This is a genomic window from Micromonospora sp. LHW51205, from assembly GCF_003315815.1.
Lineage (GTDB): Bacteria > Actinomycetota > Actinomycetes > Mycobacteriales > Micromonosporaceae > Micromonospora > Micromonospora chalcea.
In genome coordinates, this window is the sequence record NZ_QMEZ01000003.1 from 241,659 (window position 1) to 257,163 (window position 15,505).

At 75.6% G+C, this 15,505-nt stretch carries 16 protein-coding genes; 9 read left to right on the top strand and 7 right to left on the bottom strand.

All coding sequences use genetic code 11. From position 1 onward, the window contains the following. Positions 1-55 precede the first annotated feature (55 nt). The 3 genes from DQE82_RS13410 to DQE82_RS13420 all read right to left on the bottom strand — a co-directional run bounded on the left by DQE82_RS13410 (position 56) and on the right by DQE82_RS13420 (position 4,382). On the bottom strand, positions 56-466 hold the full coding sequence (locus tag DQE82_RS13410; protein ID WP_043323592.1) for a hypothetical protein: 411 nt from the start codon (positions 464-466) through the stop codon (positions 56-58). A 96-nt stretch (positions 467-562) separates the two neighbouring features. Then, a complete protein-coding gene (locus tag DQE82_RS13415; RefSeq protein WP_043323591.1) occupies positions 563-1,333 on the bottom strand; it encodes a DUF5995 family protein in 771 nt (256 codons plus the stop codon). 112 nt (positions 1,334-1,445) lie between these two features. Then, positions 1,446-4,382, bottom strand: coding sequence for a LuxR family transcriptional regulator (locus DQE82_RS13420; protein WP_113972848.1), 2,937 nt, complete (start codon positions 4,380-4,382; stop codon positions 1,446-1,448). A gap of 189 nt (positions 4,383-4,571) precedes the next feature. Here DQE82_RS13420 and DQE82_RS13425 point away from each other — a divergent pair, with 189 nt between their 5' ends. Beyond that, a complete protein-coding gene (locus tag DQE82_RS13425; RefSeq protein ID WP_113972849.1) occupies positions 4,572-6,737 on the top strand; it encodes an adenylate/guanylate cyclase domain-containing protein in 2,166 nt (721 codons plus the stop codon). A gap of 76 nt (positions 6,738-6,813) precedes the next feature. On the opposite strand, the gene paaI is transcribed toward DQE82_RS13425, so the two are convergent. Continuing rightward, positions 6,814-7,221, bottom strand: coding sequence for a hydroxyphenylacetyl-CoA thioesterase PaaI (gene paaI, locus DQE82_RS13430; RefSeq protein WP_043323587.1), 408 nt, complete (start codon positions 7,219-7,221; stop codon positions 6,814-6,816). Position 7,222: 1 nt separating this feature from the next. After that, positions 7,223-8,530, bottom strand: a complete 1,308-nt coding sequence (gene paaK, locus DQE82_RS13435; RefSeq protein ID WP_113973096.1) for a phenylacetate--CoA ligase PaaK — start codon at positions 8,528-8,530, stop codon at positions 7,223-7,225. Positions 8,531-8,760: 230 nt separating this feature from the next. Here paaK and DQE82_RS13440 point away from each other — a divergent pair, with 230 nt between their 5' ends. Both DQE82_RS13440 and DQE82_RS13445 read left to right on the top strand, forming a co-directional pair. Continuing rightward, on the top strand, positions 8,761-9,231 hold the full coding sequence (locus DQE82_RS13440) for a CrcB family protein (RefSeq protein ID WP_043330057.1): 471 nt from the start codon (positions 8,761-8,763) through the stop codon (positions 9,229-9,231). 22 nt (positions 9,232-9,253) lie between these two features. Continuing rightward, positions 9,254-9,616 (top strand): CrcB family protein, encoded by a 363-nt coding sequence (locus tag DQE82_RS13445; RefSeq protein WP_113972850.1) that lies wholly within the window; start codon positions 9,254-9,256, stop codon positions 9,614-9,616. Between the two features lie 9 nt (positions 9,617-9,625). Here the strand turns inward: DQE82_RS13445 and DQE82_RS13450 are convergent, their stop codons facing one another. Further along, complete coding sequence (locus DQE82_RS13450) at positions 9,626-9,958, bottom strand: hypothetical protein (RefSeq protein ID WP_030499339.1); 333 nt, start codon at positions 9,956-9,958, stop codon at positions 9,626-9,628. A gap of 88 nt (positions 9,959-10,046) precedes the next feature. Beyond that, complete coding sequence (locus tag DQE82_RS13455; protein WP_113972851.1) at positions 10,047-11,306, bottom strand: MFS transporter; 1,260 nt, start codon at positions 11,304-11,306, stop codon at positions 10,047-10,049. A gap of 118 nt (positions 11,307-11,424) precedes the next feature. Between DQE82_RS13455 and DQE82_RS13460 the strand changes: the two genes are divergently transcribed. From DQE82_RS13460 to DQE82_RS13485, 6 genes are all read left to right on the top strand, one after another. Next, a complete protein-coding gene (locus DQE82_RS13460; protein ID WP_064445751.1) occupies positions 11,425-12,414 on the top strand; it encodes a LacI family DNA-binding transcriptional regulator in 990 nt (329 codons plus the stop codon). Positions 12,415-12,446: 32 nt separating this feature from the next. Beyond that, entirely contained in the window at positions 12,447-12,698 is a 252-nt protein-coding gene (locus DQE82_RS13465) for a hypothetical protein (protein ID WP_233514658.1), read from the top strand. A 179-nt stretch (positions 12,699-12,877) separates the two neighbouring features. Then, the gene (locus tag DQE82_RS13470) at positions 12,878-13,714 is read left to right on the top strand and encodes a DUF3153 domain-containing protein (protein ID WP_233514659.1); all 837 of its coding nucleotides are present in this window, start codon (positions 12,878-12,880) and stop codon (positions 13,712-13,714) included. 138 nt (positions 13,715-13,852) lie between these two features. Then, entirely contained in the window at positions 13,853-14,197 is a 345-nt protein-coding gene (locus DQE82_RS13475) for a hypothetical protein (RefSeq protein ID WP_069088684.1), read from the top strand. A gap of 13 nt (positions 14,198-14,210) precedes the next feature. Continuing rightward, entirely contained in the window at positions 14,211-14,819 is a 609-nt protein-coding gene (locus DQE82_RS13480) for a glycine zipper family protein (RefSeq protein WP_113972853.1), read from the top strand. Then, complete coding sequence (locus DQE82_RS13485) at positions 14,816-15,496, top strand: carboxypeptidase-like regulatory domain-containing protein (RefSeq protein ID WP_113972854.1); 681 nt, start codon at positions 14,816-14,818, stop codon at positions 15,494-15,496. Before DQE82_RS13480 ends, DQE82_RS13485 begins: the two co-directional genes overlap by 4 nt. Positions 15,497-15,505: the final 9 nt, after the last annotated feature.

Below are 15,505 nucleotides of genomic sequence, written 5' to 3' on the forward strand. Positions count from 1 at the left end.
TCGTCCCCTGGCAAAGACGGTAGGGGTTGTCCCGGTCGCGGCCCGGCCGAACCGGTCAAAGATCCGCTGCGGCGGCGGTCACCGCGTCGCGCAGCGCGGCCGGGTCGGCCACGGTGACGGTGACCGCCGGGTGCCGCAGCCACGGACCGGGCGCCAGTGCCGGCACCGGCTCGGCGAAGCGCAGGCAGACCCCGGCGGCCAGGCCGGCGCCGAAGGTCACCCCGCCGTCGGCCAGCGACAGGTGCGGGCCGATCGCCCGCCACCAGCGGTACGGCCCGCTCAGCTCGGCGCCGGTGACGTTGTCCCTGGTGGTGCGCAGCAGCCAGGGGCCGAACCGGACGAGCAGACCGTCCGGGCCCCAGTCGACCCAGGCCGTGGCGGGACGTACCCCGAGCAGCGCCAGGGGCAGCCGGAAGACCGGGTCGAAGCGGAACGGGAAACGGCGGGTCGGTTCGTCTCGCGGCACGGCGGCGACGTACCCGGTCCGGCGGGGCCGACACCCGCCGGCGGCGTTCCCGCGTCCCGCGCCCGGACGGCGGGACGCGGGAACCCCCCGTCCCGGCTACTGCAGGAACGCCCCGAGGGGCGACAGCAGCAGCCGGCCGAGCAGCGCGGCGTTGTCGTCCAGCCGCGTCCGCTCACACTCGCGGGCCTCCGGGTCGTGGCGGCAGCGCCAGATCTTCTGCGCGTTGCGCCAGGCCACGTTCCGGGTGTACTCCACCAGTTCGCCCTGGTACCAGTCGTCGATGTCACCGTTCACCATGTCGATCATGAGCTGCCAGTTGTCCAGGTAGCCCCGGCGCAGCTGCGGGATCCGCTCGGCGAAGATGTTGTTGATCTCCAGGTAGTCGCGGTGCTGGTCGCTGCCGTCGATCGGCTCGGAGTCCAGGCTGTCGAACGTCGTCACCAGGGCGAACGGCAGGTCGTAGTTGATGTGCGCGTTGACGCCCGCGGCGGCCGAGGGCAGCGGCCGGGCGTCCGGGCCGCGCATCCGCTTGAACAGGCACGCCCACGCCTTCGGCGTGCTCGGGCTGGAGTCGGTCCAGAACCGCAGCGCGTCGAAGTACCGGGCCGCGAACTCCACGTCCAGGCGGGCCAGGAACGCCGGGTCACGGAACCGGTCGTCGTACAGGCCGTCGAGCACGGTGCTGGTGATGACCAGGTAGAGCTTGTTGAAGTCGGCGAGCGGGCAGCTCTCCTCCAGCGGGGGGAGCCGGACCAGCAGATCCTGCAGCTTGGTGAGATGGTCCACGACCGCCGGCACGTCGGCCGGGTGATCGGCGAGCAACCCGACGATGTCCTGGTGCACAGGACCCCAGACCGGTTCGGTCATTTCTCCTCCACGATGGTCGGCGCCCCCACGACGCCACCGGCGCTCCGGCGCACAGCGTGCCAGCCGGCGCCCGCGCGCCGGATCGGTAGAACGACGTATTGCCGACGTACGTCTATCCCGGACGGCTGCGCAGGAAGATCGCGCTGGCCTGCACTCGCGTGCGGACCTGCAGCTTGTCGAAGATGTGCGAGACGTGGACGCCGATGGTCCGCTCACTGATGAACAGCCGCTGGCCGATCTCCCGGTTGGTCAGCCCCTCGGCGACCGCCGCGAGCACCTCCCGCTCCCGCGCGGTGAGCGTGGCCAGCTCGTCCACCGCGGGCCCGGCCGGCGCCGCCCGTGGCCGGGGCACCGGCGCGGGGCCGGGCGCGGCGTCCACGGTCACCCGGGCCCGCGAGGCGATGGTACGGATCTCCGCGGTCAGCGGCACCGCGCCGAGCGACTGGGCCATCTCGTACGCCTGGCGCAGCAGCTTGCCCGCGGTGGCCACCCGGCTGCGCCGTCCCAGCAGCGCCTCGGCCTGCCGCAACCGGGAGTACGCCGCCGGATAGGGGTGGTTGCGCCGGTCCCACTCGAGCGCCGAACGCTCCCACAGCGCGGGGTCGCCACGGCCGTCGTCGAGCCGGCTCAGCTCGGCGTCGCAGAGCGCCAGGAACCCGTCGGCGACGTACCGCACCGGCGCGCCCGCCCGGGCGCTCTTGCGGGTCACCCGGTCGACCGCCTCGCGCAGCCGGCGTACCGCTTTCGGATCCGGCTCGATGGTGCGGCCGGCCGCGGCCTCCGCCTCCGCGCGCAGCCCGTGCCAGGCCAGCGTGGCCAGCACGATCACGTCGTCGGACCGGCTCTCGGTCAGGCCCCGCTGCACCGCCTGCCGGGCCAGGTCGTGCCGGCCCTGCCACATGGACAGGCCGGCGCGCAGGATGAGCATCGGCAGCACGTGCCGGGCGCCGCCGCCGGCCAGCATGGTGGCGACCGCCTCCAGGTCACGGTCGGACGCCTCGACGTCGCCGTACCCGACGGAGAGCCGGCACCGGGCCAGCAGCAGCTCGACCGCGTCGGCGCCGGAGGGGCGGTGCCGCAGCGCGGCGGCGACGACCTTCTCCGCCTCGGCCCACTGCCCCACCCGGAACAGCCCGTTCGTCGCCACCGCCAGCAGCCGGGTCTCCCAGGTGCGGCCCAGCCCCAGCTCGGCGACCCGCTCGGCGCCACGGCGGGCCACCACCACACCCTCCTCGAGGATGTTCAGCGGCCCGGTCATCAGGTCGGCCAGGTGCAGGTACGCGCACGCCACGTCCTCCGGGCCGCCGGAGCGCTCGGCGGTGTCCAGAGCGCGGCGCATGACCGCCAGCCCGGCGGCCGGATCCTCCAGGAACGCCTCGCTGAACCCGAGCGCGGCGCTGGCCATCACCACCTCGGAGGTGGAGCCCGGCACGTCGGCGGCGAGCGCGAGCGCCTCCCGGGCCTGCTCACCGGCCTCGGCGTAGCGGCCCAGGTGCAGCAGCAGCTCGGCCAGCCGGGCCGCGGCCGTGCAGCGCTCGTGCGGCGTGCAGTCGGGCGAGGCCAGCACCCGCCGGTACTCCTCCTCGGCCGGCGCGGACCGGCCCGCCGCGGCCAGGTAGCGGGCGCGGCGGATGTGCAGCGCGCAGACCGGCGGCCCGGACTCCTCGGCGGCCAGCTCCTCCAGCAGGGTCAGGGCGCGGGCGTGTTCCCCGCTGTGGTGCGCGGCCTCGGCGGCGTGGCTGAGCAGCTCGGCCCGGTCCACCTCGACCGGCTCGGGCCGGCCGCCGTCGGGCAGCACCGCAGGCGGCTCGGTGGCGAGCGTCAGCGCGGCCGACCAGTGGCGGTGCGCCTCGGCGTACCCGTGCAGCCGCTCCGCCTCGCGGGCGGCGGCCATCGCGGCGGGCAGCGCCCGGGCCGGCTCACCGGCGTGCCGCCAGTGGTGGGCCAGCCGCGCCTGGTGCAGCTCGCCCGGGGCGGCGGTGAGCGCCTCGGCGAAGCGGCGGTGCAGCGCGGCCCGCTCGGCCGGCAGCAGCTCGCTCGCCAGCACCTCGGCGACCAGCCGATGGCGCAGCCGGTAGCCGTCGTCGGCGCCGACCAGCAGGCGGTGCGCCACCGCCTCGCGGACCGCGTCGAGCAGCTCCTCCTCGGGCAGCCGGACCACCTGGGCCAGCAGCCAGTGCTCGACCGGTTCGACGCCCACTGCCACCGCGTGCACCACGGCGTGCGCGGGCTGCGGCAGCGCGTCGACCCGGTCCAGGAACACCTCGCGCACGGTGTCGGAGATGCCGTCGCGGCCGTCGCGCCGGTCGCGGGCCAGTTCCTCGGCCACGAACGGGTTACCGCCGCTGCGCCGCCAGAGCTGGTCGGCGGCCTCCGGCGGCAGCGGCGCCCCGACCACGGCGGCGGCCAGCTCGTCGGTGGCGGCCCGGTCCAGCGGCAGCAGATCGACCACCTGCACCGAGCGCAGCCGGCGCAGTTCGGTGAGGACCCGGCGCAGCGGGTGCGCGCCGCGCAGCGACTCGGCCCGGATCGCGGCCAGCACGGAGAGCTGCAGGTCGCCCAGACCGGCGAGCAGGTAGAGCAGGAGCTGCCGGGTGCTGCGGTCGACCCACTGCAGATCGTCGAGGACGAGCACCAGCGGCCGCCCGCCGGCCACCAGGTGCAGGCCCTGGGCGACGCGCTCCAGCAGCGCCCCGGCGCCGTCCGGGCCGGGCGTCTCCTCGTCGAAGACCTGCAACAGCCCGCGGATCGCCGACGCGGTACGCGCCTCGCCCTGCTCGGCGTCGAGCCGGCGCAACGCCTGGCGTACCGGGTGCAGCGGCGAGGCGTCGCCGATGTCCAGGCAGGCGCCGGTCAGCACCAGGGCCCCGGCCTGCCGCAGCTGGTCACCGACCTCGCTCAGCAGGCGGGTCTTGCCCACTCCGCTCTCGCCGGTGAGGAACACCGCCCCGGTCTGCCCGGGCCGCAGGTCGTCGTAGAGCGCCGACCGCAGCGTCGCCATGGTGCCGGTGCGGCCGACGAGCGGTGCGGTGTCCACTTCGCTGGCCATGGGACGCAGCCTAGTCACAGGGCCCCGCACCGTTCTACGGCCTCGGGGTCGGACTCGTACTCCTCGCGTCGACTACACGACTAATGGTTGCGGGTGGCCGACATACGTCGTCCTACCGATCCCCCGAGAACCCGGTGGTGAAAGTCTTCGGAGGTCGTCAGGCACCGGACCAGGGAAAGGGTGGGTGCGATGTTGATCACCACGCCCGTGGTAAGTCGGGAAGCCGTCGTCGCGGCCTGCCCGCCGGTGCCGGAGGAACGCCGCACGGTGACCGTCCTCTTCGTCGACATCGTCGGCTCGACCCGCCTGGTCGAGCGGCTCGACCCGGAGGACCTGCGGGCCTTGCAACGCGCCTACTTCGGCACCGTCGCGTCGGTGCTGCGCCGCTGGCGGGGCGTGGTGGAGAAGTACGTCGGCGACGCGGTGATGGCGCTGTTCGGCGCGTCCGCTTCGGACGGCTTCGACGCGTACCGGGCGGTGCGGGCCGGGCTGGACATCCAGGCCGCGCTGGACCGGCGGCGGCCGGGCGGCGTCCGGCTGCGCGTGCGGGTCGGCGTGGCGACCGGCGAGGTGCTGCTCGACCTGGCCGGCGCCCGCGACGGCGGCCACGGCGCGGCGAGCGGCGCGGTCATCACCACCGCGGCCCGGCTCCAGGAGCACGCGCCGCCCGGTGGCGTGGTGGTCTGCCCGGTCACCCGCGACGCGGTGGCCGGCCTGGTCGAGCAGCGTCCACTGGCCACCATGACGCTCGCCGGCAAGTCGCTGCCGCTGGACGTGTGGCGGGTGACCGGGACCGCCGGGCGCCGGCCGGCGCGGCATCGCGCCCCGCTGGTCGGGCGACGGCGTGAGCTGGCCACCGCGGCCGAGGAGGTGACCGCCGCGCTCCGGCAGCGACGTCCCCGGTGGATCTCGCTGGTCGGGCCGCCCGGCAGCGGCCGCAGCCGGCTGCTGCACGAGGTGATCCGCGCGGTGTCCCAGGTGGACGGTGTCCCGGTACTCCGGCGGGTGGCGTACTGCCCGCCGTACCCGGCCGGCGAGCTGGCGCCCCTGGCCGACCTGCTCCGCACCCGGGCCGAGGCGCCGCGCCCACTGCCGGGCGTGGCCGTCGACGGTCCGGGCGGCGGGGCGCTGGCCGCGTTCCTGGCCGCGCCGCACGACGACACCACGGCGGCGCGGGCCGTGGTGGCCTGCCGGGAGGCGCTGCTCGGCCTGGCCGCCGACGCGCCCGTGGTGGTGGCCGTCGACGACCTGGACCGGGCCGCGCCGGCGCTGCGCCGGTTCCTGCGCCAGCTCCACGTCGCGGCGAGCGACCGCGGGCTGCCGCTCGCGGTGGTCACCACGTACGGCTCCGGGTCGGCCGACCCGCTGCCCGCCCCGGGGACCCGGCGGATCCCGCTGCGCCCGCTGAGTCCGCTGGAGACCGGACGGCTGCTGCGGCACCTGCTCGGCCACACCGGCCGGCCGGCCGCGCTCGCCGCGCGGCTGCTCCCCCTGGCCGGCGGCAATCCGGCCGTCGCGACCGCGTACGCCCTGACCGACCCGGCGGACGAGCCGGCCGGTGTGCCCTCGGCCGCGCGGCGGCTGGTGGACGCCCGGCTGGACCGGCTGGACGGCACGCACCGGGCGGTGCTGATGGCCGCCGCCGCCCGCGGCGGCCCGGTCGCCGCCGCGACGGTGGAGGCGATGCTCGGCTGGCCCGCCGGCCGGGCCACGCCGGCGCTGCGCGCCCTGGCCGCGGCCGGACTGCTGCGGCCCGTCGCGCCGGGCGGGTGGACGGTCGAGCCGCTGGTGGCGCGGGTGGCCGCGCACCGGCTCTCCCGGGCCGTGCGAGCGGATTTCGCCCGCCGTCTTCGCGCCGCGTCCGGAGTCGGCGACATCGGCGCAATGGCGGACGGCGAGCGCGTCGCCGCCCGGGCCGGTGTCCGGACCGTCGGCGCGGCCGTACCGCCGGGCGTGGCCGGTGGCGGACGCGCCGCCGCCCGGACGGCCGGAGTGGGCGCGGGTCGGCATCCGGCCCGCGTCCCGGAGGACACCGCTGCCGGCTTCGCGCCGGGAGCGGGAGCCGGTGTCCCCGCGCGGGACCCCGACGAGCGGGAACTCTGCCCGCTCGGGGCGGGACGGTCGCGCCGGTCGGGTGGAGGGGCCCGACCGGCGCCCGGCCCGCCGGATCGGAGCGGCGTGCTCCGGGCGGTGCCCGGGCCGTCCTGGGCCGGACCGGCGACTGCCGGCGATCTCGCGGCGTGGCCCGGGTGGCGGACCGTCCCGTTACCCGGAGCCGCGGCGCGGCCTGAGAGGGCGGGCCGCGCGCGGCGAAGAGCCGAGCCCGGCGGGTACGCGACTGGGCTCGCCGCATGACGGCGACGTCCGGGTCGGAGCGGGCACGGGGCCACTCCGGCCCGGGCGGCTCGTCGGGCGGGTCGAGCGATGGCCGTCAGCCGCGGGCGATGGTGCGGCTGCGTCCCCGGAACTCCGCCACCACCTCGTCGCCGCGCCGCACCGTGACGTCGTAGATGCCGCTGCGGCCCTGCCGGACCCGCTCGGTGGCGTACGCCTCCAGCACGTCGCCCTCGCGTACCGGTCGCAGGAAGCTGATCTCGCCGCCGGCCGCGACGGTGGCCGGGCCGTGGCTGTTGCAGGCGAGCGCGAACGCGGTGTCGGCGAGCAGGAACACGAAGCCGCCGTGCCCGATCGCGTGCCCGTTGAGCATCGCCGGGGTGACCCGCATCCGCGCCACGGCCGCGCCGTCACCGGCCGAGACGAGTTCGATGCCGAGCCCCTTGGACGCCACGTCGGCGTCGAACATGTCGTGCGCCGCGGTGCGGCCGCCGTCGTCCGCCATGTCAGCGCTCCCGCCGCTGGTCGACGATGCGGCGCATCTTGCCCATCGACCGTTCCACCCCGTCCGGTTCGATCACCCGCACCGCGACGGAGACGCCGATGGTGTTCTTGACCTGCTCGGCCAGGGCCGCGCCGGCCCGTTCGGCCTCGTCGGCGGCGGCGTCCGCGCGCCGCTCCACGTGGACGGCGAGCGTGTCCATCCGCCCCCGCCGGTCGAGCACGCACTGGAAGTGCGGCGACAGGGCCGGGGTACGCAGGATCAGCTCCTCGATCTGCGTCGGGAAGACGTTCACCCCCCGGACGATCATCATGTCGTCGGTCCGTCCGGTGATCTTCTCGATCCGCCGCATCGGGCGGGCCGTGCCGGGCAGCAGCCGGGTCAGGTCCCGGGTGCGGTAGCGGACCACCGGCATGGCCTCCTTGGTCAGCGAGGTCAGCACCAGCTCGCCCCGCTGTCCGTCGGGCAGCACCTCCCCGGTCACCGGGTCGATGATCTCCGGGTAGAAGTGGTCCTCCCACAGGTGCAGGCCGTCCTTGGTCTCCACGCACTCGACCGCCACCCCCGGGCCCATCACCTCGGACAGGCCGTAGATGTCCAGCGCGTGCATGTCCAGGCGCTGCTCCAGCTCACGGCGCATGTCCTCGGTCCACGGCTCGGCGCCGAAGACGCCCACCCGCAGCGAGGTGGCGCGCGGGTCGACGCCCTGGCGTTCCATCTCGTCCACGATGGCGAGCATGTAGCTCGGGGTCACCATGATGACCTCCGGTTCCAGGTCGCGGATCAGCATGACCTGGCGCTCGGTCATGCCACCGGAGACCGGGACGACGGTGCAGCCCAGCTCCTCGGCGCCGTAGTGCGCGCCGAGGCCGCCGGTGAACAGCCCGTAGCCGTACGCGACGTGCACCCGGTCACCGCGGCGGCCACCGGCGGCCCGGATCGAGCGGGCCATCAGCTTCGCCCAGGTGTCCAGGTCGGCGCGGGTGTAGCCGACCACGGTCGGGCGTCCGGTGGTGCCGGAGGACGCGTGCAGGCGGGCGACCCGTTCGCGGGGCACCGCGAACATGCCGAACGGGTAGTTCTCCCGCAGCTCCGCCTTCGTGGTGAACGGGAAGCGGGCCAGGTCGGTCAACTCGCGCAGGTCGCCCGGGTTCGCGCCGGCGTCGTCGAACGCGCGGCGGTAGTGCGGCACGTTGTCGTACGCGTGCCGCAGCGAGTGGCGCAGCCGGTCCAGCTGCAGGGCGCGCAGCTCGTCGACGCCGATCCGCTCGACGGGATCCAGCTCGTCCGGACGAGGGGTGCGGTCCTGCACGGCTTCCTCCTGGCGCGACGGGCCCCGGGCACCGCCGCGCCGGGCGCTGCCGCCCACCGTACGCCCCTCATCCCTCCCCCACCCCCCGCCCCCGTGATCTTGCACTTGCCGCCCCTCGGGTGTCCGCTTTACGCGCAATGCCGGGGCTGGAACCGCAAGATCACCGAGAGCGGGGGCGCGGGCGGACGGCGGGAGCGGGGTTATGCTCGCGGGGGGCGGTGGGAGGTGTGGTGTCGGATCCGCGCGTTGATCCGGACGTCGACCTGCGCGTACCGGCGGACCGGTCGGAACTGTCCGCGCACCCGGCGGCCGTGCTCGGCGTGATCGCCGCCGGTGGCGTGTTCGGCGCGCTCGCGCGGGCGGGCGCGCAGGCGGCGGTGCCGCACCGGCCCGGCGAGTTTCCGTGGGCCACGTTCGCCGTCAACGTCACCGGCTGCCTGCTGATCGGTGCGCTGACGGCGATGCTCGCCGCCCGCCCGGCCCACCCGCTGACCCGGCCGTTCCTCGGCGTCGGCGTGCTCGGCGGGTTCACCACGTTCTCCGCGTACGCGGTCGACGCGCAGCGGCTGCTGACCGACGGCGCGGCGGCGACGGCGGGCGTCTACCTGGCCGCCACGGTGCTCGGCGCGCTGGCCGCGGTCGCGGCCGGGGACGCGGTGACAGCGCGCCTGCTGGCCGCCCGGCACGGGCGGGCCCCGTGACCGCCCAGACGGTGGCGGGCCGATGACCGTCCTGCTGATCGCGCTCGGCGCCGCGCTCGGCGCGCCGCTGCGCTACCTGACCGACCGGGCGGTGCAGGCCCGGCACGGCTCACCGTTCCCGTGGGGCACGCTCACCGTGAACGTGTCCGGGTCGCTGCTGCTCGGCGGCCTGCTCGCGGCGCCCGTCGACCCGGCGGTGACCGCGCTGGTCGGCACCGGTTTCTGCGGCGCGCTGACCACCTGGTCGACGCTGAGCTACGAGACGCTGCGCCTGGCCCGCACCGGGAAGCGCCGCCTCGCGTACGCGAATGCGGCGCTCAGCGTGGCCGCGGGCCTGGGCGCGGCGTTCCTGGGCTACGCCCTCGTCACCGCGCTGACCGGCTGACCGCGCCGGTCAGCGGGCCCGGCGTTCCGGGTGGGCCCGGTTCCACGCCCGCATCCGCTCCGGGTAGCCGGTGCGGGCCGCCTCGTACAGCGGCACCGCGTGCTTCTGGGCGATCTTGCCGGCGGCGCGGGGCGAGCCGGTACGGCGGCGGATCCACTCACCGTCGTGCGCGATGGCGACGACTGTGGTGTCGGTGGCGGTGGTCTCCGGTTCCAGGTAGAACTCGACCCCGCGCCGGCTGGTGACGAACGCCTCCAGCTGCGCCAGGTCCTCCTTGGTCGCCTCGCGGTCGAGCTTCGTGGGCGTCGTCGGGTCGGCGGCCCGGCGGCTGAACCAGCCCATGCCCGCCTCCTCTCCTCGGCGTTCGCTCCAGTGCAGCACGCCGGCCTGGCAGGCGGCTGGGAGCGCGGTGGGAGTCGGCTGGACCGGCTCAGCCGACCTTCGCCGCCGCTGCGCCGGCCTGCGTGTCCGGCGCGGCGGGGCGCTCCCGCAGCACCGGCACCAGCGCGAGCGTGGGCAGCAGGAGCAGCGGCACCACGCCGAGCGCGGACAGCACGCCGAAGTGATCGCCGAGGAAGCCGAGCAGCGGCGGGCCGGCCAGGAAGGCGGTGTAGCCGATCACCGCGACCACGCTCACCCGGGCCGGGGCCTTGTCCTCGTCGTCGGCGACGGCGCTCATCCCGACCGGGAAGCCGAGCGAGGCGCCGAGCCCCCACAGCGCGACGCCGACCACCGCGAGGGGGCCGTTCCCGGCCAGTACGGCGAGCGCCGCGCCGGCGGACGCCATCGCGATGGTGGTGAACAGGACCGGCACCCGGCCCCACCTGTCGATGGCGACGGTGCCGACGGTGCGGCCGATCGTCATGCCCACCACGAACACGCCGAAGACCGCGGCGCCGACCGCCTCGTCGACCCCGTACCCGTCGACGAACGCCACCGCGAGCCAGTCGTTGGCACTGCCCTCGGTGAACGCCATGACCAGCACGAGCAGGCCGACCAGCAGGGTGCGGGGCTCGCGCCAGGCGGCCAGCAGCGCCTGCCGCCGGGCGGCCGGCTCCCCGGCCCCGGCCGCCTCGGCGGTGGCCGCGAGGAATGCCCGGGCGCCGACCAGCGTGCCGGCCAGGATCAGCACGGACAGGACCGGCAGGTGCACGCCCACGGGTACGCCGAAGTGCGCGGCGCCGGCGCCGAGCCCGGCCCCGGCCACCGAGCCGAGACTCCAGGCGGCGTGGAACCGGGGCAGGATGGTGTAGCCGAGGCGCTTCTCCACGGCCGCGCCCTCGACGTTCATCGCCACGTCGCACATGCCGGAGCCGAAGCCGAACGCGGCGAGGCCGAACCCCACCCCGACGACCGAGCCGACCAGGCTGGCGGACAGACCCGCCACGGTCAGGCCGAGCGAGACCAGCACCACCGACACGGCGACAGTGCGCGCGGGCCCGAGCCGCTGGGTGACCAGGCCGGCCGTCGGCATGGCCAGCAGCGAACCCGCCGACGCGCAGAGCAGCAGCAGGCCGAGCCGCCCCGGGTTGAGGTCGAGCGCCTCCTGGGCCGCCGGGACCCGGGAGAACCAGCTCGCCACCGCGAGCCCGTTGAGGGCGAAGACGACGGCGACGCCGTTGCGGGCGGTCAGCACCGCCCGGGGCGCCGGTGGCCGCTTCCCGGCCGGTGCGTCGATGGTGCTGCTCACGGTGCGGTGGTCCCTTCCCCCGTCTGGTTCCCGACGACAATCGCACACCTGAGAGCGCTTCCACCACAAGCGCCGTTATGGCTTCGCCCATCCACGCCGGAGCAGGCATGATGCGGACATGGGTACGCCGACCGCACGTCCCGCCACGCTCGACGACGTCGCCCGCGGCGCCGGGGTGTCCCGGGCCACCGCCTCCCGGGTGCTCGGCGGCTACGGGTTCGCCTCGGCGGACGCCCGCGCCCGGGTGCACGCCGCCGCCGAGCACCTCGGCTACGTGCCGGACCTCGCGGCCCGGTCGCTGGTGCGCGGAGCGGGCGTACGCCTGGTGGTGGCCGTGGTGGGCCGCGACGACACCGTGCTGGACGACCCGTACGTGCACCGGGTGGTGGGCGCGGCGTCGCGGGTGGGCGCGCCGCACGGAGTCGGGGTGGCGCTGGAGTGGCTGCCGCTGGCCGACCCGTCCGGGCTGACCCGGCTGGGCGCCGACCGGGGCGTGTGCGGGGTGATCCTGGTCAACACGACCCAGGCCGCGCTGGACGCGGTGCCGCCGAGGCTGCGCGGCCGGGTCGTCTCGATCGGTCAGGGCTCTCCGGCGGTGCCGTCGTTCGACGTCGACAACGCCGGTGGCGCGGGTGAGGTGCTGCGTCACCTGTACGCCACCGGCCGGCGCCGCGTCGTCATGGTCACCGGGCCGCGCTGGTTGAGCTGCGCAGAACGGTCGGTGACCGCGTACCGGGAGCTGATGCGGGAGTCCGGGTCGCCGGAGCGGCTGGTCACCGGCGACTTCACCGCGGCGCGGGGCGGCCGGGCGGCACTGGAGGCGCTGCGCCGGTGGCCGGACGCCGACGCGGTCTACGCGGCCAGCGACGCCACCGCGTTCGGCGTGATCGCCGCGCTGCGCGGGCGCGGCGTGCGGGTGCCGCACGACGTGGCGGTGGCCGGGTTCGACGACCTGCCGTACGCGGCGATCAGCAGCCCGCCGCTGACCACCGCGACCCACCCGGTGGACCGGATCGCCGCCGCCGCGGCCACGGCCGTGCTGACGCGCGCGCCGGTCGCCCCGAGCACCGCGTTCCCGTCGACGCTGGTGGCCCGCGAGAGCGCCTGACGGTCGACGGGTACGGCGAAGGAGGGCCTCCGGTGGGCGGTGTCATGACGTGGATGTACCGAGGCGGCCGGGTGGTGCTGCGCCGTCGCCGCCGCGAGCCGGTCCGGCTGGTCGAGGTGCCGGTGGCGCAGCGGCCACCGATCCTGCGCCGGCATCTCGCGCTCGCTCCCGGCGCGCGCCCGCACGCGCCGGTGGACCGGCACGCCCCGCTCACCGACTTCGCCCGGGTCGCCCCCGGCATCCCGGTCTTCCGGATCGTCGCGGCGGAGTCCCCGGCGCGGTGACCCGCCGCCCGGGTCGTCACCGGGAACCCCGGCGGAACGGCGACACGACAATCCTTCAGAATATCGATCGCTCACGTTTTCGACGTCGTCCGAATGGGAGAGGACGCCGGTAAGATCGGCGACAGAACGGCGACCGATCACGGACTGCCCGGCGGGCTGCACCGGCTCACACTGAGCGCATGAATACGAGACTCCGCCGCAGCCGGGCATTCCGCCTCGCGGTGTGTCTCGCCCTCGTGGCGATATTGAGCGGCTGCATGCAGCTCAACCTCGGGCTGACCGTGAACGACGACGACACGGTCTCCGGTCAGCTCCTGCTCACCGCGCCGAAGTCCGTGCTCAAGCAGCGCAACCCGGACCCGGCGGTGGCCTTCGCGGAACTGCGGCCGAACATTCCCTCACTTCCGCCCGGAGCGGAGACCCGGTACGAGGACGCCACCTCGTACGGCATTCAGATCACGTACCGGAAAACACCGCTGGCACAATTCACGAGCGAAAGCGTGAATCTTGTCCGGGACGATGATCTGTATCGCTTCTCGCTCCCGCTGGACCCGAAGAAATACGGCGGCAAGTTCGGGCAGCAGGATCCGCGCCAGCAGCAGGCGTTCATGACGCTGATGGCGTTCGAGATCTCGGTGACGTTCCCCGGCCGGGTGCTCGACACCAACGGCACTGTCACCGGGCGCTCGGTCACCTGGAAGGTGGTCGCCAACCAGCCCAAGCCGTCCGAGCTGCGCGCCGTGGCCCAGGCGCCCCCGCCGCCAGCCACCAGCCCGGCCGCCGTGGTGACCGGTGACGGTTCCTTCCCGTGGCTGCCGGTGGTGGCCGCCGTGGTCGTCCTGCTGCTGGTCGCCGCCGTCGTGCTCGTGCTGCTGATGCGGCGGCGGCGCTCCCGCGGCGGCCCGGACGCGACGGCGACCACCGGCCCGGGCGTGCCGGCCGACCCCGCCCCGGCCTCCACCGGCGCCCCGGCCGCGCCCGACGCACCGACTCGACCCGCCGGTCCGCCGGCCTGAGCCCACCGACCACCGACGGCGTCCGCGCCGGCGGCCCACCAGCACACCGGGCGGAGGCTGGGTCACGTGACCCGGAACGCCGCCGCACCATCCCACCCCGACCTGCACCACCGCACCACCGAAAAGAGGGGGATCGCCGTGAACGATCTCTTCACCTGGGCCGCCCTGGGCAGCCTCACCGGCGCCAGCGCCGCCACCCTGCTCGCCGCGAACGTCATCGGCGGGCTGATCGGCCCGAGCGGCGACAAGGCGCGCAAGTGGATCGCGCTGGGCTTCGCGCTCCTGCTGTCCTACCTGACCGCCGCGTTCGCCGCCGACGCCGGCCCGGAGAAGTGGATCATCGCGTTCTTCAACGGGCTGGTGATCTTCTCCGCCGCGCTCGGCGTCAACCAGCTCCCCCCTGGTAACCGGCAGGCGACGCAGGCGTCGCCGACCCAGCTCGCCCAGGGCCGCGAGCCCCGCTACGTCCGCTCCTGGGTCTGAGAGAGGTGACCCCATGATCTTCGGCATCCTCAGCGCGGCCGTCCAGGTCGTCTTCGGCGCCGTACTCGGGCAACTCGCCGCCGGCACCGTCGGCCTGCTGACCGGCGCGGTCGTCGGCCTGCTCGTCGGCGCGCCCTTCGGCTGGGCGTCCGCGTCCGCCGGCACGTACGGCCCCGACCCGAAGGGGATCTTCCTGTTCGTGGTCGACCACACCTGGAGCCTGCTCAACACGTTCGCCGGGGCGCTCTTCCTGGCCCTGCACCTGGTCTTCGGCCACCAGCTCGACCGGATCGTCTCGGCCGGCAGCGGCCGGGTCAACGTGATCGAGGGCGTCTCACCCCGGTACGCGACCACGATCGGCACCGTGTGCGCCGGCTCCAGCCCGGGCATCCAGCGCCACGAGGACGTGCACGTGTTCCAGGCCCGGCTGCTCGGCCCGTTCTACCTGCCGCTGGTCGCGCTCAACTACGTGCTGTTCACCATCGCCCCGGTGTGGCTGCTCTGGCACGACCACACCAACGCGCCGATCAACCGGTTCACCCGCTACTTCGAGATCGGCGTCTACCCGCACGTGTGGAACGAGGCCATCGCGTACCGGATCCAGGGGACGCCACCGCGATGACCGGCGCGATCGAGGCGGCCGTCGCGGACGTCGCGAGCTGGCTGACCGGAGCCACGGGTGAGCCCGTACCGGTCGGCCCGCCGCGCGACGACCCCGGCGGCGGCCTCACGGTCTGGCCGCTGGAGCTGCGGCCGGCCCGGCAGACCGCCACCGGCGGCGCGGCGCGCGAGCCGTACCGGTTCGTGGTCCGGCTGCTGGTCTCCGGCGGCGGGCCGGCGGCGCTGCCCGCGCTGGACCGGGTGCTCGCCGCCGCCACCACGTCCGGCCGGCCGGAGCTGGTGCTCGCCACCGGCGACCCGGCGCTGTGGCGGGCGCTCGGCGTGGCGCCCCGGCCGGCGCTGCTGCTGGACGTGCCGGCCCGGATCGACCGGCCGGTCCCGGTCGCGCCGCCGGTGCGGCACCCGCTGCGACTGCGGCAGCTCGGCATGCGCACGCTCGACGGCCGGGTGGTCGGCCCGCAGGACCAGCCGCTCGCCGCCGTCCGGGTGGAGCTGGTGGGCACCGCCCAGGCCACCGAGACCGACACCGCCGGCCGGTTCCGGCTGACCGGCGTGCCGCACGACCCCGACGCGCCGGAGGCCCCGGTGCGGATCCGGCTGGTCGGCGCGGGACGTGTCCACACCGCCGAACTCGATCCGGACGGCGACCACCTGATCGTCGTCCGCGCGCCCGACTGACGTCCGAGG